The organism is Pseudooceanicola pacificus (assembly GCF_009789075.1).
Taxonomy (GTDB): domain Bacteria; phylum Pseudomonadota; class Alphaproteobacteria; order Rhodobacterales; family Rhodobacteraceae; genus Pseudooceanicola; species Pseudooceanicola pacificus.
The window spans coordinates 105968-126140 of the sequence record NZ_WNXQ01000008.1; the positions used below are offsets into that span (position 1 = coordinate 105968).

Sequence of the window (20173 nt, forward strand, 5' to 3'; positions counted from 1 at the left end):
GGCCAGACCGGGCTTGTCGCGGTCGAAAACCGCAGCTTGAGGACCCCTGTTGCAAACGCCGCGATCCGGCTGCAAGGCGCGGCGCCAGCCTGTCGGACCCCCGCGACCGGGATCCGGGACGACGGGCGGCACGGCGGGCCGTCTCGCGGTGGCAGCCGGGGATGCGGTCGCGATTGCAAAGGCGCGCTGTTGCACACGCCTGTTGGAGGGGATCCGCTGCATCGACATGGTTTCGATCCGTCGAAAGCCGCGACAAACCGGCTGCATCCAGGTTCCTGGCCCGGGCACAGGAGGTGATCGGCCCGCCTGCCCCCGGTCGAGATGGCCCGCCCGGACATGATCGACCGGATCCGGAAGGGCCCATACCCGTGCAGGTCGCCGGGTGGGAGGGTCTACCGGATGCGATGGCGAACCTGCTGACGCTCAAGCCCGACCTCGACCAGGTGAACAGCTATGGCGGCACGCTGCTTTCGAGTGTTCTGCATGGATCGGAAAACCGCCCAGAGCGGGGCGCGCGTGACCACATCGGATGTCACCGTCTCGCCTTGCAGGACGGCGTGGCCCTGACACGGCACGCCGTCGACTTGACGGGTCTAGAGGAGATCGCGCATGCCCTCATCGAATGGGCAGCGGCTTACCGGCCAGATCGTGCTCGGCAAAGACCTCCAGCGCGGCGTTGAGGGCATTGATCGCGGCGGGTAGACCGCCGTAAAGAGCCATCTGCCAGATTGCCTCGGCGATCTCGGTCTTGCTCAGACCGGCGCGGAGCCCTGCCGCGATGTTGATCCTGAGTTGCGGACCTGTCTGACCGCCAAGCGCGGCGAGCGCGGCGACAGTGCACAGGTAACGCTGGCGCAGTTCGAGGCCGGGACGGGCATAGAACTCGCCATAGGCATAACGCTCCACCGTGTCGCCCATTCCCGGCAGGACATGCCCATAACGGCCTTCCAGAATATCGCGGAGTCCCGGGTTCACATCTTCTGCAAGGGTGTACCCGCGGTTTGTGTCGTGTGTCATCGCAGTGCTCCTCCAAGGGTAAAGCCGCCATCGACGGTGATCTCCTGCCCGGTGACGAATGCGGCATCGTCAGAGAGAAGCCATGCGACCGTACCGCAGATATCCCCAGGCCGTCCGTTGCGGCGAAGCGGCGTATGGCCCGACAATTGCGCCGAAACGGCAGGGTCCAGCACCGCATCCGCCATCGGGGTGAGGATGATCCCCGGGCTGATCGCGTTCACGCGGATCCCGGCTGGCCCTGCCTCGACGGCCCAGATCCGCATCATGGCAATCAGCCCCGCTTTGGTCGCGGCATAGGCGCCGGTGCCGGGCATCACGGCATGGGCTGTCCAGGATGCGTTGATCACGACCGACCCCGCGTCCATCCGGGCCATCGCCTGTGCCACGGTCTGCTGCGTGCCGATCAGGTTGACGGCGACGAGATCGCTGAAATCCTGCGGACCCGTCTGCGCCAGGGGTTTGAACGCCCCCAGGTGGAGGGCATTGGCAAAAACCCCGTCCAGCCTGCCGCCGGGGCCGACCGCCTCGTCCAGCGCGGCGCCGATTTGGTCGGGATCGGCGATATCGCAGACCTGCGCAAGTGCCGTGCCGCCGTTCGCCTGAATGTCCCGCGCGAGATCCTCCAGCGGCTTCGCGCGCCGCCCCCACAGCAGAACCCTGGCCCCGTCCTGCGCCAGCCGCAGGGCCGCATCGCGGCCCATTCCGCTGCCCGCGCCAGTGACGAGGATCGTGCGATCCTGAAAGCGCTTCATCGCCATCTTGAGTCCTTTCCTGTCGAACAGGACCCTGTTACGGGAAAAGGTTTTCAGGCATAATCGACACAAATCTACGAACACCTAAAAGCCGGGCTTTATAATTGGACCTGTTTGTCGCCATGCGGACCTTCGTCGCCATCGTGCGCAGCGGGTCGATGAATGCCGCAGGCCACGAGCTTGGCGTGTCCGGCGCCCTGGTGGGCCAGCGGCTCTCGGCTCTGGAAGACCGGTTGCAGGCCCGGCTTCTCAATCGTTCGACGCGCCAGCAGAGCCTGACCGAGTTTGGCGGAACCTACCTGCAGCACTGCATCGACATTCTCGATCAGGTGGCCCTGTCCGAGGGGCTGGCGGGCGATCCTGACGGGCGCCCCAGGGGCCGGCTGCGCATCACCGCGCCGACCAGCTTCGGGGCAGAGGCGCTCATGCCCGCTCTCGGTGCGTTTCGTGCCGCCGCACCGGATGTGGAGCTCGACATCGTTCTGTCGGACCGCAATCTGGATCTGATCCCGGCCGGCGTCGATCTGGCGTTCCGCATCGGCGTGCTTGAGGACAGTGCCCTCGTTCACCGGCCGCTTGCCCCCTACCGGATGCGGATCTGTGCGTCACCGGCCTATCTGGCAAAGGCTGGCGTCCCAGATCACCCGGACGACCTGACGGGTCATGAAGCCGTCCTGTTTGCCCTCGGCGCAGGGCGCCCCTGGCGGATGACCCGCGACGGCGAAACGCTGCGATGGACGCCATCCCACGCGATCACGGTCAACTCCGGCCACGCCATGCGCAATGCAATCCGGGCGGGCCTGGGGCTGGGAATGCTTCCCGCCGTGCTGGTGCAGGCGGACATCCAGAGGGGCACGCTTGTTCCGGTTCTGGAGGATTGGCAGCTTCCCGAAAGGCCCATGTCCCTGCTCTATCACCGCGATCGGCACATGCCGCTGAGGACAAAGCGGTTCATCGCATTCGCGCTGTCTAAGTTCGCGTGACTGACTGCTTTGCCCCGCGAACCGGACGCTTGCGCGGCGGATCGTGCCGCCCACGGTCCCCAACTCCTTGTCACCGGACAAGGAAAGTCGTGACCAATCGGTGCGCGCTTGAACCGGATGACAACATGGATTCGGAATTGCAGGCATGGCTTCGCCAGGCGGTCATTGCGCGGCGCCAACCCCGAGAGGGAACACGGGGCATTGCCAGCTTGTCGAGGCGCGTCCTCACTTGATGAAGAAATGCAGGCGGGATTTGTCGGTCCTGTGCTGGGCGAAATACAGTTCGATCTGTCGGCCGTTCTGGTCTGTCGAGACAGACTGGATGTTCAGCACGGCGCTGCCGGGTTCGATTTGCAGCAACGACGCGGACCCGGCATCGGCATTTGCGGCACTGATCCAGCGTTCGGCCTTCTTCAGGAAAATCCCATAGCGCTGCTGCAGGGTCTGGTAGAGCGAGCGGTTGCCGATGGGCGCTGCCGCAAGCCCCGGCACCGCCGACGCCCGCAGCACAGCCAAGACCCGCGTGCGCGGCTCTCCATCGACACAGAGAACCCGGTCAAGCTCGACAACTTCGGTCTCTTCTTCGGTCAGCTGGAGCAGGCGTGCCTCCTGTTCGGTGGGCGCCCGCAGCGACTGGTTCAACAAGCGGCGCGTCACGATATGACCCGAACGTTGCAGGTCGCTGGTGAAGGACATGGTCGAGCCGACAAAATCCTGATCGGTGCGGGGCTCGCTCACAAAGGAACCCTTGCCCTGCATCTTGTAGATGCGCTGTTCCATGACCAGCTGCTTGAGCGCCTCGCGCACCACCGTTCTTGAGACGCCGAAGCGCCGGCAGAGGTCGGCCTCGGACGGCAACTGCGCATGCGGAGGCAGCTGACCGCTTGTGATCTGGGACATGAGCCAGACCTTCAGCTGGGCCCAAAGCGGCAGCTTCAGGTCGTCGTCCGACCGTGACAGGACATCCGTGGCGGTGGAGGATCCGGCTTCAGGCAACGGTGGCTTCGTCATCTGTGGTTGCCCTTTTTTCATACCTCATGTTCGAAACATGATGCCGTTCTGCAAGTTGCTCAAGCAGCTTCTCCACTTCGGCGTTCCGCTGCTCGGGGGTCCAGCCCAGTTCCGGCGCGACGATATCGGCCACTGCACGCACCGTGGTTTCGCTCGCCTTTCCTTCGAATGCCAGCAGACTGCGCCGCAGCACGATGTCCTGCAGACGCGCGACACGCTCGTGGCGCAGCATGTAAAGGATCTCGCCGACAAGGTATTCAGAGGCACCGGAAAGCGCTTTGCGCCCGGCCTCATCGAGGCTTTGCGCGATGGTCCTGGCGCGGGTGCCGTATCGTGCGACCAGGCGTTCCGCCGCCGCCGTTGCGATGCCGCCGTCGCGGGCCACCGTGGCAACCAGCGCCTGTTGTCCCGCGCTCTCGCTCGGAAAATCCCGGCCGCCCCCGACCGGTACGGTCAAGGTCGAGCGCAGGCGGGTCTTGTTCAGGCGGGGCAGGATACGGTCGACAAGTTGTTCGGCGCAGGCGCGATAGGTCGTCCATTTCCCGCCAACCAGCGTGACCACCTCGAAGGGGCGCGCCTCATCGGCAGGGAAGTCGCGGAATGTGTGATCGCGGCTGATGGCCCCCGTCGCGCCCGCATCGCTGCGCGGCAGCGGACGCACGCCCGCAAAAGTGAAACGGATCTGATCCCGCGCCGGGCGGCTTTGGGGCAGGACATCCCGCAGCACGCCGAACAGGTATTCGATCTCTTCGTCGCTGCATCGTGCCTCGTCGACCTGCTTGGTGCGCAGATCGGTCGTGCCCAGCAGGATCATCCGTTGATCGAGCGCGTAGACCAGGCAGGCGCGATGGTCATGGGTTTCAAAATACAGCATCGCGCCGTCGAGTTCGCGCACCAGATCCGGGCGTTCGAGGATCAGGTGCGAGCCCTTCGTCCCGTCGCTGAGCGGTTCGGAAATGCCGATTTTCGCGTCGACCGGGTCGATCCAGGGACCGGCGCAATTCACCACCAGGGCGGGGCGCATGGTGAACCTCTCGCCATCGAGGCAATCGGTCAGCAGCACGCGGCCGTCGACCAGACCGGACAGGGCCATGTAGGGCAGCGCACCAGAGGCCGGGCAATCGTTTTCGGCATCCTCCACCAGTTCGAGCGTGTAGCGTTCGGGCGAAACGATCCGGGCGTCCCAGTATTCTAGAACCGCGCGCACGCCGGATGCGAATCCGACGCGCCCGCGCGCCTCGGAGATCGGGACCGCCCTGTGGCGCGGCATGCTGCGGTCCTTGTCGCCGAAGCGGTCGAACAGGGCGAGTCCCATCCGCACCACGATGGAGCCTTTGGCGCCGGGCGTCCGTTTCAGGCGCAGAAAGCGCAACCCTGCGGACAGCGCCCCCCCGAACCGGCTGAGCGCGGGAACCCAGACCGGGATCGGCTTCACCAGGTGCGGGGCGTTCAGCAACAGGCGGTTCCGCTCTTCGACGGATTCGCGCACAAGCTGGAATTCACCGGTTTCCAGGTAGCGGAGGCCGCCATGAATCAGCCTCGAAGGTGCCGAGCTGGTGCCGGAGGCAAAGTCGCCCTTGTCAACGAGAAGCGCGGGCACGCCCTGCGCAGCGAGGTCGCGATAGACCCCGACTCCGTTGATGCCTCCGCCGACGATCAGGACAGTGCCATCGAACGCTCCGCTGCTCAGGCGGCCCAGGATTTCGCTGCGTTTTTCCATCGGTTCCTCCCGGCAGCCCCTCCGGCTGCCCTGCAAACATATAATTACAAGTGGCTGAGAGTGGTGTCAAAATAAACCACATCCGCCAACCCTGACGCACGAATCTCTGCAGTATTCGCACTTTCTGGCGCTGTTTATGCGACATTGGTCGGGATCCAACGCTATTGACAGACAGCCCCTCACGTCCCCATAGTCCACATGTAATTACATGTTAGAGGGTGAGTGCTCAACGTACAAGACGGCCAGAAGGCCGCGAAGGAACCAGGGAGGAGGAATATGGTGGCTCGGCTACTCGGTATCGACTCGGGCGGTACCATGACAAAGGTTGCGTTGTTCGATGACGTCGGCAACGAGATCGCCTGCGAACACAGTCCCAACCGGATCCAGTTTCCGCACGCGGGCTGGACGGAGCGGGACCCGGACGGCATGTGGCATGCGGCCTGCGAGGGCATCCGCGCAGTGCTCGACAAGACCGGCACCTCGCCGGGCGATATCGCCGCCGTCACCGCAGTCGGCTATGGGGCCGGGCTGTATTTCGTGGACGCAGACGGGGCCGTCGTCCGCCCCGGTATCGGATCGACCGATACGCGCAGTGCCGAAACCATCAACACCTGGGACCGCACCGGGCTGAAATCGGACCTGGAAGCGGCAATTCAGCAAGCGGTCTGGGCGGGTCAGAGCCTGCCGATCCTTGCGTGGTTCGCACAGCATCAGCCCGACGTCCTGAAACGCACCCGGCATGTCCTGCTGTGCAAGGACTTCCTCCGCCTGCGGCTATGCGGTGACATCTCGACCGATCCGACCGATGCCGGATGCGCCGGTTTTGCCGATGTCGCAAAGGGGCGCTATGCGACCGATGCGCTGATCGCCGCCGGCCTCAGGGACTGTATCGACAAGCTGCCGGACATCGGTGCCTCGACCGAGATCGCCGGCCATGTCACCGCCGAGGCCGCGGCGCAGACCGGCCTGCTGGAAGGGACGCCCGTCTGTCGTGGCGTCTATGACGTGGTCGCCTGTTCGCTTGCGTCGGGCCTGACCCGCGCGGACGAACTGAGCGTCGTCGCCGGCACCTTCAGCATCAATTCCCGCCTTTACGCGACGCCGTCGCTCGATCCGCTGCCGACCTTGCAGGTCGCCTATCCGACGGAGGGAAAATACCTCGCCACCATGGCGGCGGCCACTTCGGCCAGCAATCTCGAATGGGTGTGCAACACGCTCCTTGCAGCCGAGGCCGACATCGCCCGGCGCAACGGCCGGTCGATCTACGAGGTGTGCAGCGACCTGGTGGAAAGCGCGATCGACCGTGACTGCGGCATCCTGTTCTTCCCCTATGTCTTTGGCGGGCCAAGCGGTGCGCCAGCGGGATTGCTCGGGGTGCAGGCGGGCAGCCGCTTGCCCGACGTCCTGCGCGCCGTGTTCGAAGGTATCGTCTTTGCCCATTGTCAGGACATCGGCTACCTGCTCGGCGCTTCGGGCACCCGTGGCATCCGTCGCGCGCTGCTGTCCGGCGGCCCGTCCCGCAGCCCGGTCTGGTCACAGATCTTCTGCGATGCGCTGAACCTGCCGCTTGCCGTGGCCAACGGGTCAGAATTCGGCGCCAAGGGCGGTGCCATGTGCGCCGCCGTGGCCGTGGGAATGCAGCCCGATCTGACCCACGCCATCGCCGGGATGACACGAATTTCACGGACGCACACGCCCGACCCGGACCGCGTCGAAGTGCTCAAGGCGCGCTATCGCCGGTTCAGCGAGGTCGGCGAACGGCTGTCCGCGGCATGGGTGCCGCACACGGCGCCCGATTGTGCCTCCAGCTATGTCGGGGCATCCGCATGACGTTTGAAATCAACAACATCGGCTGCAAGGTGGGCGGAGAAACCTGGCTGGAGGACGTGACCCTGTCCTTCGAACCGGGCAACCTCTACGTGCTTCTGGGCCGGACCGGAGCCGGAAAGACATCGCTGCTGCGCGTGGCGGCGGGGCTGCAACGCCCGGATCGCGGTACGCTGGTTCACAACGGCACCGACCTGACCGGGATGCCGGTGCGCCGCCGCGACATCGCCTTTGTCTATCAGCAGTTCGTCAATTACCCGTCCTTCACGGTCTACGACAACATCGCGGCGCCGTTGCGGCGCAAGGGGATGGACCGGGCAGCGCTGGATGCGAAGGTCCGGACCGCTGCCAGGATGGTGCGTATCGACCACCTGCTTGACCGCCTGCCGCAGAACCTGTCCGGCGGTCAGCAGCAGCGGCTGGCCATCGCCCGTGCCCTGGTCAAGGAGGCCGGCGTCCTGCTGCTCGACGAACCGCTGGTCAATCTCGACTACAAACTGCGCGAGGAACTGCGCGCCGATCTCAGGCGGATCTTTCGCGGCGGCGAGGCAACCGTGGTCTATTCGACAACGGAACCCGACGAGGCGCTGCAAATGGGCGGCACCACCATCGTCATGGACGAGGGCCGGGTGATCCAGGTTGGCCCGGCGGCAGAGGTTCACGCCAACCCCTGCTCGACCAAGGTCGCCGAGATTTTCTACGACCCGCCGATGAATGTGATCCGGTGCAGCGTCTCGGGGTCGATGATCGAGTTTGCAGGGATCCGCACGGCACTGCCCCGGCACATGCAGGGGTCCGTCCCGGGGTCATGCCTGCTTGGGGTTCCACCGCATCGCATCCGCCCCGCCGCGAGCAGGGAAGCCGAAGACCTGTGCGGCCGCGTGAGCCTGTGCGAGGTCGATGGTTCGGGCACCTTCGTGCATTTCGAACATGGCGGCCATGAATGGGTGATGAAACGCGACGGTGTGCATCCCCAGCCCACCGGCAGCGAGTGCAGGGTCACCATCGACCCGGCGGGCTGCTTTCTGTTCGACGCGTCAGGCCAGTTGCTTGCCACGCCCGGTTCCCGTCAGTCGGAGGCAGCATAATGGCCCAGATCGTGATCGACTCGCTGCGTCATTCCTATGACGGCAATCTCTCCGACCCGGGCGCTCTGGCCCTGAAGCAGGTGGACCTGACCTGGGAAGACGGCCGCGCCTATGCGTTGCTCGGGCCCTCTGGCTGCGGCAAATCCTCGATGCTGAACATCATCTCCGGCCTCGTGCGCCAGAGCACGGGCCGCATCCTGTTCGACGGGACCGACGTGTCGGATCTGCCGACGGAAAAGCGCAACATCGCGCAGGTGTTTCAGTTTCCCGTGCTCTACGACACCATGACCGTCGAGCAGAACCTTGCCTTTCCGCTAAAGAACCGCCGCCTGCCAACGGACGAGATCCGCCGCCGCGTTGCCGACGTGGCGGAGATGCTCGACCTGGGCCCGCTGCTGAAAAAGCGCGCCTCCGGGCTGGGCGCTGCCGAAAAGCAGAAGATCAGCCTGGGCCGCGGCCTCGTGCGCTCGGACGTGGCGGCGGTGCTGTTCGACGAACCGCTGACGGTGATCGACCCGCATGTGAAATTCGAACTGCGCCGCAAGCTGAAGCTCCTGCACGAGGAATTGGGCCTGACCCTGATCTACGTGACCCACGACCAGAGCGAGGCGCTGACCCTGGCCGACGAGGTGGTGGTGATGGCCGAGGGCGAGGTGATGCAGGCCGGAACCCCCGAACAGCTCTACGAGAGGCCCAGCCATACCTTCGTGGGCAATTTCATCGGCTCGCCGGGGATGAACTTCATTCCCTGCCGTGCCGAAGGGGAACGGCTTGTCTTCTCTGGCGGTTCATTGCCGCTGCCGCCGGCCCTTTCGCGCAGCATCTCAAGCGGGCAGTCGCTGAAGATCGGCATCCGCCCGCAGCATCTGCGGCTGGACACGTCCGGCACGCCCCAGATCGCCGCGCATCTGATCGAGCTTCAGCCCCGGGGTGACAGCTATGTCGCCGATCTGCGGATCGGCGAGACCGCCCTGGCGATGCGCGTGCCCGACGATGTCGCGCTGCCGGCCGCTCCCTTTGGGGTCAGCTTTCCGCCGAAACACACCCTTCTCTATGCCGACGACAGTCTGATCGGAGATCTCGATGCATAAGACACAGGATAACAGAGCCTGGTTCCTGATCCTTCCGGTGGTGATCCTGGTGGCCTTTTCGGCCGTGATCCCGCTGATGACGGTGGTCAACTACTCGGTTCAGGACATCTTCGGGCCGGGCCAGCGCTACCTGATCGGGCTGGAGTGGTTCCGCGAAACCCTGCGCGACCCCGAGGTCCACCGCGCCTTTCTGCGCCAGATGGCGTTTTCCGGCATCGTTCTGGCGATCGAGATCCCGCTTGGCGTCCTGGTGGCGCTGGCCTTGCCGAGGGCCGGGTGGAAATCCTCGCTCGCCATCGTCTTCCTCGCCCTGCCGCTGCTGATCCCGTTCAACGTGGTCGGCACGATCTGGCAGCTCTACGCGCGCCCCGAAATCGGCTTTTTCGGGCGGGTCATCAACGACCTGGGCATCGGGTTCAACTACACCGCCGATCCGATCTCTGCCTGGGTGACCATCGTCGTGATGGATGTCTGGCACTGGACGCCGCTGGTGGCGCTGCTGGCCTTTGCCGGTCTGCGCTCGATCCCCGACGCCTATTACCAGGCGGCCCGGATCGACGGCGCCAGCCGCGTGGCGATCTTTCGTTACATCGAGCTGCCTAAGATGCGTAGCGTTCTGACCATCGCGGTGCTGCTGCGCTTCATGGACAGTTTCATGATCTATGCCGAACCTTTCGTGGTGACTGGCGGCGGGCCTGGCAGCGCGACCACGTTCCTGTCGATCCGGCTGGTGAACATGGCGGTGGGCCAGTTCGACCTTGGACCGGCGGCGGCGTTCTCCCTGATCTATTTCCTCGTGATCCTGCTGGTGTCCTACGTGTTCTACACGATCCTCCAGCGCGTCAGCGCACAGTGAGGTGACGATATGACCATGCAAACCCAAACCTCCGCACAACCCGCGCCCGGCATCGCGTCCCGGCTGAAGGGCAGCGCCCTGAGCAGCCGCGCCATAGGGCCGATCCTGCTTGGCCTCTATCTGTGCTTTCAGATGCTGCCGATCTACTGGCTGGTGCGGATGTCGCTGATGCAGCCCGGTGACATCATGTCGAGCTCGGCCTTTCTGCCGACGGCGCCAAGTTTCGACAATTACCGCACGATCTTCACCGATCCGGCCTGGTACATGAGCTATGTGAACTCGCTGAGCTACGTGGCGCTGAACGTCGTGATCACGCTGTCGGTGGCACTGCCCGCGGCCTATGCGTTCTCGCGCTACAAGTTCATCGGCGACAAGCATGTATTCTTCTGGCTGTTCACCAACCGGATGGCGCCGCCGGCGGTGTTCCTGCTGCCCTTCTTCCAGCTGTATTCGGCGGTGGGGCTGTTCGACACGCCGCTGGCCGTGGCCCTGGCGCACTGCCTGTTCAACGTGCCGCTGGCGGTCTGGATCCTCGAAGGGTTCATGTCCGGCGTCCCGCGCGAGATCGACGAGACCGCCTATGTCGACGGCTATTCCTTTCCGCGCTTCTTTCTGACGGTGTTCCTGCCGCTGGTGCGCGCCGGGATCGGGGTCACTGCCTTCTTCTGCTTCATGTTTTCCTGGGTGGAGCTGCTCTTGGCCAAGACCCTCACCTCGATCGAGGCCAAACCCATCGTGGTGGCGATGACGCGCACGGTCTCGGCCTCGGGGCTCGACTGGGGATTGCTGGCGGCGGCGGGGGTTCTGACCATCCTGCCGGGGGCCGCAGTCATCTACTTCGTCCGCAACTACATCGCCAAGGGCTTTGCCCTGGGCCGCGTCTGAGGAGGATCGGACATGGATCTTGAATGGATGGCCTGGACACAGGTGACGGCAGTGTTCTTCGTGACGATCGCGCTGATCCTGATCGCCATGACACTGGCCGAGCTGAGGTTTCCAACGGTCGAGCGGCAGGGCTTTCTGCCGATACCGACGACGCGGGGCGACCGGCTGTTCCTGTCGCTGCTCCTGGCGGCCTTCATCCACCTAGGCTTTGTCGCGTTCACCGATGTGCAGACCTTGTGGACCCCGCTCGCCATCTCGGTCCTGGCCGCGCTTCTCATGATGCGCTTCGGCTGACTTCCCGCAGAAATTCGTCCCCTCGGACGATCATGATTTTAACCACCGGCCGGGAGGAGACTGGCCGGGCAACACAGGAGGAGTGCAAAAATGCAGAGATTTTCAGGGATGCGCGGAGGCGGCCAACTGGGCCTCACGGCCGCGCTGCTGACCGGGGCGGCGTTCTTCGCCGGAGCGGTCCAGGCACAGGATTACGAGGCGGCCGCCGAGCGCTGGATCACGGAGGAATTCCAGCCCTCGACGCTGGACCAGAGCCAGCAGAAATCCGAGCTGGCCTGGTTCACCCAGGCGGCAGAGCCGTTTCGCGGGATGGAAATCAACGTGGTGTCGGAAAACATCCCGACCCACACTTATGAATCGCAGGTCCTGACCAAAGCGTTCGAAGAGATCACCGGCATCAAGGTGAATCACGACCTGCTGCAAGAAGGCGATGTGATCGAGAAATTGCAGACCCAGCTGCAATCCGGTCAGAACATCTATGACGGCTATGTCAACGACAGCGACCTGATCGGCACCCATTACCGCTATGGCGCCGTGATCCCGCTGAACGACTTCATGGAAGGCGACGGCGCCGATGTGACCTCGCCGACGCTGGACCTCGACGATTTCATGGGGCTCAGCTTCACCACTGCGCCCGATGGCAAGGTCTACATGCTGCCGGACCAGCAATTCGCCAACCTCTACTGGTTCCGCCACGACCTGTTCACCGATCCCGATCTGATGGCGCGGTTCGAGGCCAAATTCGGCTATCCGCTGGGCGTTCCGGTCAACTGGTCGGCCTACGAGGACATCGCCAACTTCTTTACCAACGACGTCAAGGAAATCGACGGTCAGCCGATCTATGGCCACATGGATTACGGCAAGAAGGATCCCTCTCTCGGCTGGCGCTACACCGATGCGTGGTTCTCGATGGCCGGCAGCGGCGACCGGGGTCTGCCCAACGGCAAACCGGTCGACGAATGGGGCATCCGGGTCGAGGATTGCCACCCGGTCGGATCGTCGATCACCCGCGGCGGCGACATCAACGGCCCGGCCGCCGTCTATGCGCTCAGCAAGTCGATCGAATGGCTGAAGGATTACGCCCCCGCCGAGGCGCAGGGCATGACCTTCTACGAATATGCCGGGGTGCCCTCGCTGGGGAACATCGCGCAGCAGGCGTTCTGGTATACGGCCTTTACCGCCGATTATGCCAAGCCGGGCATTCCCGTCGTTGATGGGGACGGCAATCCGAAATGGCGGGTCGCGCCCTCGCCGCGCGGCGCCTACTGGAAGGAGGGCATGAAGCTCGGCTACCAGGATGCGGGTTCTTGGCTGCTGTTGAAGTCGACACCGATCGACCGCGCCAAGGCGGCCTGGCTCTATGCCCAGTTCGTCACCTCCAAGACCGTCGACGTGAAGAAATCGCATGTCGGCCTGACCTTCGTCCGCGACAGCACGATCCGGCACGAAAGCTTCACCGAGCGGGCGCCGCAGCTGGGTGGCCTGGTGGAGTTCTACCGCTCGCCGGCCCGGGTCATGTGGACGCCCACGGGCACCAACGTGCCCGACTATCCCAAGCTGTCGCAGCTGTGGTGGCAGAACATCTCGACCGCGCTGTCGGGCGAGAACAGCGTGCAGACCGCGCTCGACAATCTCGCGACCCAGCAGGACCGCGTGATGGAACGGCTTGAACGCGCCAACGTGATGGATCGGTGCGGGCCCAAGCTGAACCCTGAAACCTCGGCCGAGGACTGGTTCGCGAAGGCCGAGGCGAACCCCGACTGGCTGGCGCCGCAGCGCAAGCTGGACAACGAGAAACCGCAAGGCCTGACCGTGAGCTACGACGCGCTGCTCAACGCCTGGGCCAGCGGCAAGGCAAAGCCGGACGGTCTCTGATCCGGTTCCAACCCAAGGGCCGCGCCAAACACGCGCGCGGCCCGACATCCAAAAGTGAAAAGGAAAATGGAAGATGGCCCATATCGGCGATTTGGTTGCGGAAATGCTCGCGCAATATGGAACGGATCTCGTGTTCGGGATGCCGGGCGGGCAGACGACCGCGCTGCATGACGGCATCTCCCGCAGGACGGACCGTATCCGGCACATTCTGATGCGCGACGAACGAAATGCCGCCTATGCCGCGGATGCCTACGCACGGCTGACCGGCAAGCCCGGCGTCTGCGACGTGACGGTCGGACCCGGGGCGAACCTGCTGCCGGCGGGATTCCTGGAGGCGCTGAATGCCTCGATCCCGATGATCGGCATCGTCGGCGAGCTGCCCCTCGACTGGCAATCCCTGAAGGAAAAGGGAATTGCGAGCCAGGGGTTCGACCAGCTCACCTTCTTCAAGTCCTGTTCCAAGGACGCCTGGCTGGTGCCCTCGGTCACTGCCCTGCCCGAGATGATCCGCACCGCCTACCGCGTGGCCACCGCGCCGCGCCCCGGGCCGGTTGCCCTGATCATCCCGCATGACATCTTTGACGCCGAATGGGACGAGGATCTGGTCAAGATCGTGATCGACGACCGCGCGCGCAAGGCGCCTTTCGTACGCTCGAACGCGCCCTCCGCCGACATCGCCAGGGCAGCGGCCCTGATCCGGCGGGCCAAACGCCCGGCGCTGGTCTGCGGCGGCGGCGTACATGGCTCGGATGCCGCCGCCGAAGCCTCGGCCTTTGCCCGCAAGTTCGGCGGGCTGGTCGTGACCTCGCTGTCGGGCAAGGGCTCGGTTGCGGAAACCGAACCCTATGCCGCGGGCGTGCTGAACCCGCTCGGATCCTGGTCGGCGATCGAGCTGATACAGGAGGCGGACCTGGTGGTCTGGTGCGGCTCCAAGGTCAGCCAGAATACCGGAATGAACTGGACCCTTCCGACACCGGAACAGGCGACGATCACCATCGACTGCGACCCGATGGAACATGGCCGCACCTTCCGCCCCACCGTGCCGTTGCTGGGCGACGTGCGCGAGGTCATCACCGCGCTCGATACCGCGCTCGGGGATCTGGTGGACCGCCCCGAATGGATGGCCCGGATCGCCGAGGTCAAGGCCGAGGGCGAAGCCGCCAAAGCCGCCGAGGTCGCCTCGAAGGAAATTCCGATCCAGCCGCCGGTCATCATGCACGAGATCGCAAAGCGCCTGGGTGAGGACGACATCGTCGTCTCCGACGCCTCCTTCTCGGCGGGCTGGATTTCCGGATACATCCCGGCGCGCAAACCGGGGCGGCAATTCCTGTTCGCCCGTGGCCAGGGCGGCCTGGGGTATTCGGTGCCCGGCGCCATCGGTGCGGCGGCCACCCGGCCCGATGCGCGGATCGTGACGGTCGCAGGCGACGGGGCGTTTTCCTACACCGTGGGCGAGCTTGCGACCCAGGCGCAGTTCAACCAGAAGATCGTCAATGTCGTGATCAACAATGGCCGTCTCGGCTGGATCCAGCTCTGGCAGGAAATCTTTTTCAAGAACGTGCAATCGGCGCTGCTGGAAACCCAGAGTGTCAAACCCGGCTTTGCCGGGGCGGCCAGCGCACTGGGGCTGAAGGGGATCTATGTCGAGAAGCCGGATGAGATCGGCGCGGCGCTCGACGAGGCCTTTGCACATGACGGGCCGTCGGTGGTCGAAGTCCGCATCGACGACCGGGCCACGCCGATCCACTCGTTCAAGAGGCGGATGAGAGAGGGCGCGGATGCGCCGCGTGCACGGCCCGGCACGGTCTACAAGCTGCGGGATTACAAGATCTCGCCGGACCTGCCTGAAACGTGACCTGCGGCCCTTGCACCGCAGGACCTGGCATACCTCCGTGCAGATCGGCTGCGGGAGGCTAAAGGATGGGCGGACGACACCTCCCAAATGTCCGCCCATCCGCCTTGACCGGCCCCGGTCTGGCGCCCGCTTCGGGCCGGGGACCAACCGATCTTTTGCCGGTGATTTCGCCGGCCCGCGTCGCGTCAGCCGCCACGCCGCAGTTCGCGCGCGCGCCAGTCGGACAGGTTAGGGCGATGTAACAAGACAGGGTTTTCGCGAATTGAGATCGCTGGCAATGCAGAGAGTGTCGTTGGACGGCCTCAGCAGGCTTACGGTGCCCAGTCCCGGCATTTCGAGGTTTTGCCGATGCCCGGGTTGAAGCGATTGGTCGGGTCGAGGGCGCGATAAAACGCCTGGAGCGCAGGCTTCGCCTGGTAAAGATGGCCGACGTTATGCTCCGCCGGATATTCTGCCCCGCGCGCATCGAGCAAGGTGCAGACCTCATGCTCCAGCGCCGCGCAATCCACGCCTTTCTTGACGAGGTATTCCTGATGCATCACGTGGCACAGAAAATGCCCGACATAAATCTTTAGCGCGATCCGCTCTTCGATCTCCGGCGGCAGCGTCTCGAACCACTCCACCGCGTTGCGCGGCAAAGCGACATCGAGCGCAACAATATCCTCGACCGTGGCGGGATGCACCTCGCGGTAACGCACGATGGCGCTGCCCGAGGTAAAGCGGTTGAGCAATGCGGCCTCGCCCTCTTTGGGCGTGCATTCGATGAAATCGCCCTGCTGGTTGGGCAGGAAAGAGCCGAGATAGGCGCGCATCTCTGCGATACCCTCATCGCCCGTGCGCAGGATCAGATGATGGGTGTATCGGTCGCGGTAGGCGATCAGCCGCTTCGGCAGATGCTCTGGCATCAACCGTGTGGCGCATTGCAACAAGCGGTCGGAAAGGGTTTTGCCCAACCTCAGCGCCTCGGTCACCCCGTCAAACCAGCTCTTGGCCGCAAAGGCGCGCGGCACGTTCACGCTGCCAAAGGCGCGGATGAACAAGAACAGATCCTTGCCGTAGACCTGCGCGGCGCGAAAGGCATCCCTGTGCATGTATTCGGCTGCGATCGGCAGGGTCTTGAACTGTGTCAGGACATGCCGCCGGATCGCCGCCAGATCGGCGGGGTCATTGCTGCCGACGTAGAACACCTGTTCTTGCGCGGCGACGGGCAAGGTATCCAGCCGCAGCGCAAACACCCCAATCCGGCCCGCCGAGCCGGACGCTTCGTAATGGCGGCGCGGATCGGCGTTGAACCGTGCGGGCGTGGCGGCCCCGACATCGCGGACATGGACTTCGTAGGCGGTATCGGAGGCCAGCGCGCCCTGCGGGACGTGGACATCGGCCCCGGAATACTGCCCCGCGTCGAGGCGGGACAGGATGTCCTCGGGGTGCTTGCCCAGTTCGATGCCGAGGTGATTGACCAGATGCAGCCGCCCCTGCGCATCGACCTGCGCAAAAAGCGCAAGCTCGGTATAGGCGGGACCACGCTGGACCAGAGAGCCGCCCGAATTGTTGCACACGCCGCCCGTCACCGAAGCGCCGATGCAGCTCGAACCGATCACCGAATGCGGCTCGCGGCCCAGCGGTTTGAGCCGCCGCTCCAACTGGTCCAGCGTCGCGCCGGGCAGGCACAGCACTTGCCTTCCGCCCTCCAGCAGATCGATCCGGGTCATCCGCAGCGTGCTGATAATCACTATGGGGCGATCGTAGCCTGTGCCAAACGGCGTCGATCCCCCCGTCAGACCGGTGTTCGCCGCCTGAAAAATGATCGCCACATCCGCAGCGACGCAGGCCTGCAGGACACGCCATTTTTCCATCAGACTCGCGGGGGCGACCGCCGCCAGAATCTCGCCATCCCCGTAGCGATAGCCCTTGCGGAACCGTCGCGTCGCGCGCGCACCGACATGGACATGCCGTTTCCCCGCGATCTCTCGCAGGGACCGGATCAGGGGATCGGGCACAGCGGCGGACAACGACAGGATCCTTTCAGGCAATAGGTGAGAGCGGTCGGGGGCGGTCTCCACGTCCGAAGACCGCCCCCTTTGCGCAGATGCAGGCCGGCTCAGCGGGTCATGAGCCCCGGCAGCGTCAGCGAGATCGCGGGCACGAAGGTGATCACCAGGAGGCACGCCACGATCACCGCCACAAAGACCAGAAGCGGCCGCAGCATCACCGTCACCGAACATTGCGCGATCTGTGCGGCGGCGAAGAGATTGACGCCAAGCGGCGGCGTGATCATGCCGAGCGCGAGGTTGACGATCATCACCGTGCCAAAATGCACGGAGTCGATCCCTACACGTACGGCGGCGTCTTGCAGGATCGGCCCGAGAACCATGATACTGGCCCCCGTCTCGATGAACATTCCCACCACGAAGAGCATCAGATTGATCGCCAGCATCAGGGCATGCGGCCCTTCGAACGAGCTGGTCAGCCAGAGTGCCGCCGCATCGGGAACGCCTTGACGGTTGAGCAGATACCCCAGAACGCCGGCCGATCCGATGATGAACATGATCACCGAAGCGGTGAGCACCGAGCGCCGCCAGGCGCCCAGCATCATCGTCCAGGTCATTTCGCGGTGCAGCACAAACCCGACGAGCAGCGCATAGGCGACCGCGATGATGCTCGCTTCGGTCGGCGTGGTGACGCCGCCATAGATTCCGCCCATGATCAGCATCGGCATCAGCAGCGCCCATATCGCGCGGCGGGTTGCGGTCCAGCGGTCGAGGCGGGCATCGCCATCGCGCTTGCCCCAGCCCCGCAGGCGGCACCAGGTCAACACCGTGACTAGGAGCGCCCCCGCGATCAGCAGCCCCGGCAACACCCCGGCGAGGAACAACGCGGGAATCGAGGTCTGGGTGGCCACGCCGTAAAGGATCATCGGGATCGAGGGCGGAATGATCACGCCCAGCTCGGCCGAGACCGCCATCAAGGCGGCTGTGAACCCGACCGGATAGCCATATTGGCGCATCGCGGGGATCAGCACCGTACCCACAGCGAACATCGTCGCAATACTGGAGCCGGAGATCGCCGAGAACATCATGCAGGTCAGCACGCAGGTCGCCGCCAGTCCGCCTTGCAGGGGTCCGACAAAGGCACGCGCGAATTCCACCAGGCGGCGCGACATGCCGCCGACCTCCATCAGATTGCCCGCAAGGATGAAGAACGGGATCGCCGCGAGCGGGAATTTGTCGAGCGCGATAAAGATCTGCTGCGGCAGGATGATCGCGGGCAAGGTCGTAAAACCGAACAGCCCGACCATCGAGGCCAGGCACAGCGCAATCGCAATCGGAACCGAAATCGCGAACAGCACCAGCATCGCTGTCATCATGGCACCGGTCATGACGCAACCCCCTTGGCATTCTGCAGGAAGTGGGCAACGACGCCGAGGCCTGCGAAAGCGGACCCGACAGGAATTGCGGTATAGCCCCAGCTCATCGAAATCCCGAGCCCTGCCATCTCTTGCCGCTGCACGCGCAGCGCCATCTCCCAGCCGAGCCAGAAGAGCGTCGCGAACAGGGCCAGGCAGGCCAGCGTGATCGCGAGTTCAAGCGCGAACCGCGGCCGGCCGCGCAGCGCAACGCGCACCAGATCAATCGCGACAAATGCCCCCGCCCGCAGCGCGGTCGAGATTCCGAGCATCACCATCCAGATCAGCGCCACGCGGGTCAGCGCTTCGGACCATGTGGACGGGATCTGAAACACGAACCGTCCCATCACCTGCCAGAAACTCGCCAGCGCCGCGACTGCGAGGGCAATGGAGGCGGCAAATGCCACCCCCATCGCGACTGTCGCGTCGATACGCCGTATCAACGTGACACCTGTGCTCATTGCGCCTTCCAGTCGCGGATGCGTTTGAGCAGATCGGCACCGAATTGCGCTTCGAAATCCGCATTCGCCCCCGACATTGCATCGCGGAACGCGTCGCGGTTGGTGATCTCGACAACTTCGATGCCGCGCCCGCGCAGGGTTTCGATGCCCTGAGTCTCATCCTGCTCGACGCGCGTCCGGTTGGCCACAACCGCCGCTTTCGCGCCGTCCTGAACGGCCTTGCGCCCCGCATCATCGAGACCTTCGAAGAAATCGAGATTGCACAGCAAGATGCCCGGCGAATAGACGTGGCGGGTCAGGTAGAGATGCTTTTGCATCATGTCGAGATTGTTCGAGAGGATGACCGGAATCGGGTTTTCCTGCCCGTCCACCGTGCCCTGTTGCAGCGCCGAGGGCAGTTCGGAAAAGGCCATCGGCGTCGGCAAGACACCCGCCGCCTGCCACGCTTTCATATGGACTTCGTTCTCCATCGTGCGGATTTTCATGCCGCGCATGTCCTCTGGCCCGCTGACCGTTTTCGAGCCGGTGGTCAGGTTGCGGAAACCGTTTTCGAGCCAGGCCACGCCCTTGAGCCCGCGCGCGTCGAATTTCGCCAGAAGCTCGTCGCCGATCTCACTGTCCAGCACGCCGCGCGCATGGGCATAGCTGTCAAACAGGAACGGCACGTCGAGCACGCGTGTTTCGGGGATGAAGTTGCCCAGCGGGCCGGCCGAGCCCATGGCGCATTCCTGCGCGCCAAGCTGGGTGCTCTCGATCGCCTCGCGCTCGTTATCGACACGCTGGATGACGACGTTGATCCCGCCATCGGTCTCTTTCTCGATCGCATCCTTGAACGCAATCGCAGCGACGCCGAAATGGCTGTCGGCGGGCGAAGAATGCGTCACCGTCAACGTGGTCTGCGCCACCGCGCCCGAGATGCCAGCCGTCAGGCCCGCCGCAAGCGTGAGCGAAGCAAGCGTCGTGATCCTGGTGAGTGTCCTGTGTTTCATTCTGGTCGTCCTCCCATTTAAACCGCCCGAGGCCGCCTTGGGCCGCGGGCCTCCTCCCGCGCC

Annotated in this window: 17 protein-coding genes; 9 read left to right on the top strand and 8 right to left on the bottom strand. The window is 64.5% G+C overall.

The features are described from left to right. Positions 1-615: 615 nt before the first annotated feature. Both GLS40_RS13815 and GLS40_RS13820 read right to left on the bottom strand, forming a co-directional pair. Positions 616-1017, bottom strand: coding sequence for a carboxymuconolactone decarboxylase family protein (locus GLS40_RS13815; RefSeq protein ID WP_160383321.1), 402 nt, complete (start codon positions 1015-1017; stop codon positions 616-618). Next, positions 1014-1775, bottom strand: a complete 762-nt coding sequence (locus tag GLS40_RS13820; RefSeq protein WP_160383322.1) for an SDR family NAD(P)-dependent oxidoreductase — start codon at positions 1773-1775, stop codon at positions 1014-1016. The genes GLS40_RS13815 and GLS40_RS13820 overlap by 4 nt, the downstream gene beginning before the upstream one ends. Before the next feature lie 98 nt (positions 1776-1873). On the opposite strand from GLS40_RS13820, the gene GLS40_RS13825 reads away from it, so the two are divergent. Continuing rightward, the gene (locus tag GLS40_RS13825) at positions 1874-2752 is read left to right on the top strand and encodes a LysR family transcriptional regulator (RefSeq protein ID WP_160383323.1); all 879 of its coding nucleotides are present in this window, start codon (positions 1874-1876) and stop codon (positions 2750-2752) included. 225 nt (positions 2753-2977) lie between these two features. On the opposite strand, the gene GLS40_RS13830 is transcribed toward GLS40_RS13825, so the two are convergent. Next, positions 2978-3763 (bottom strand): GntR family transcriptional regulator, encoded by a 786-nt coding sequence (locus GLS40_RS13830; protein ID WP_160383324.1) that lies wholly within the window; start codon positions 3761-3763, stop codon positions 2978-2980. Continuing rightward, on the bottom strand, positions 3741-5483 hold the full coding sequence (locus GLS40_RS13835) for a glycerol-3-phosphate dehydrogenase/oxidase (RefSeq protein WP_160383325.1): 1743 nt from the start codon (positions 5481-5483) through the stop codon (positions 3741-3743). Before GLS40_RS13835 ends, GLS40_RS13830 begins: the two co-directional genes overlap by 23 nt. A gap of 276 nt (positions 5484-5759) precedes the next feature. On the opposite strand from GLS40_RS13835, the gene GLS40_RS13840 reads away from it, so the two are divergent. The 8 genes from GLS40_RS13840 (at position 5760) to GLS40_RS13875 (ending at position 15254) form a co-directional block, all read left to right on the top strand. Beyond that, positions 5760-7313, top strand: coding sequence for an FGGY-family carbohydrate kinase (locus tag GLS40_RS13840; RefSeq protein ID WP_160383326.1), 1554 nt, complete (start codon positions 5760-5762; stop codon positions 7311-7313). Next, positions 7310-8398: an ABC transporter ATP-binding protein gene (locus GLS40_RS13845; protein ID WP_160383327.1), complete on the top strand. Its 1089-nt coding sequence runs from the start codon at positions 7310-7312 to the stop codon at positions 8396-8398. Before GLS40_RS13840 ends, GLS40_RS13845 begins: the two co-directional genes overlap by 4 nt. Continuing rightward, positions 8398-9489, top strand: a complete 1092-nt coding sequence (locus GLS40_RS13850) for an ABC transporter ATP-binding protein (protein WP_160383328.1) — start codon at positions 8398-8400, stop codon at positions 9487-9489. The genes GLS40_RS13845 and GLS40_RS13850 overlap by 1 nt, the downstream gene beginning before the upstream one ends. Next, entirely contained in the window at positions 9482-10345 is an 864-nt protein-coding gene (locus GLS40_RS13855) for a carbohydrate ABC transporter permease (RefSeq protein WP_160383329.1), read from the top strand. The genes GLS40_RS13850 and GLS40_RS13855 overlap by 8 nt, the downstream gene beginning before the upstream one ends. 132 nt (positions 10346-10477) lie before the next feature. After that, positions 10478-11230, top strand: coding sequence for a carbohydrate ABC transporter permease (locus tag GLS40_RS13860; protein WP_235905938.1), 753 nt, complete (start codon positions 10478-10480; stop codon positions 11228-11230). Between the two features lie 12 nt (positions 11231-11242). Continuing rightward, positions 11243-11524: a DUF2160 domain-containing protein gene (locus tag GLS40_RS13865; RefSeq protein ID WP_160383331.1), complete on the top strand. Its 282-nt coding sequence runs from the start codon at positions 11243-11245 to the stop codon at positions 11522-11524. 90 nt (positions 11525-11614) lie between these two features. Continuing rightward, positions 11615-13399 (top strand): ABC transporter substrate-binding protein, encoded by a 1785-nt coding sequence (locus GLS40_RS13870; protein ID WP_235905929.1) that lies wholly within the window; start codon positions 11615-11617, stop codon positions 13397-13399. Between the two features lie 73 nt (positions 13400-13472). Further along, on the top strand, positions 13473-15254 hold the full coding sequence (locus tag GLS40_RS13875; RefSeq protein WP_160383332.1) for a thiamine pyrophosphate-binding protein: 1782 nt from the start codon (positions 13473-13475) through the stop codon (positions 15252-15254). Between the two features lie 311 nt (positions 15255-15565). Here the strand turns inward: GLS40_RS13875 and dld are convergent, their stop codons facing one another. Genes dld through dctP form a run of 4 tightly spaced genes read right to left on the bottom strand, consistent with a single transcriptional unit; the run spans position 15566 to position 20110 of the window. Beyond that, entirely contained in the window at positions 15566-17422 is a 1857-nt protein-coding gene (gene dld, locus GLS40_RS13880) for a D-lactate dehydrogenase (protein ID WP_328598908.1), read from the bottom strand. Next, a complete protein-coding gene (locus tag GLS40_RS18020) occupies positions 17356-18633 on the bottom strand; it encodes a TRAP transporter large permease (RefSeq protein WP_160383333.1) in 1278 nt (425 codons plus the stop codon). The genes dld and GLS40_RS18020 overlap by 67 nt, the downstream gene beginning before the upstream one ends. Beyond that, positions 18630-19121, bottom strand: a complete 492-nt coding sequence (locus GLS40_RS13890; RefSeq protein WP_235905930.1) for a TRAP transporter small permease — start codon at positions 19119-19121, stop codon at positions 18630-18632. The genes GLS40_RS18020 and GLS40_RS13890 overlap by 4 nt, the downstream gene beginning before the upstream one ends. Further along, positions 19118-20110 carry a TRAP transporter substrate-binding protein DctP gene (gene dctP, locus GLS40_RS13895; protein WP_160383334.1) on the bottom strand — a complete coding sequence of 331 codons (993 nt, stop codon included), beginning with the start codon at positions 20108-20110 and terminating at the stop codon, positions 19118-19120. The genes GLS40_RS13890 and dctP overlap by 4 nt, the downstream gene beginning before the upstream one ends. Positions 20111-20173 lie beyond the last annotated feature (63 nt).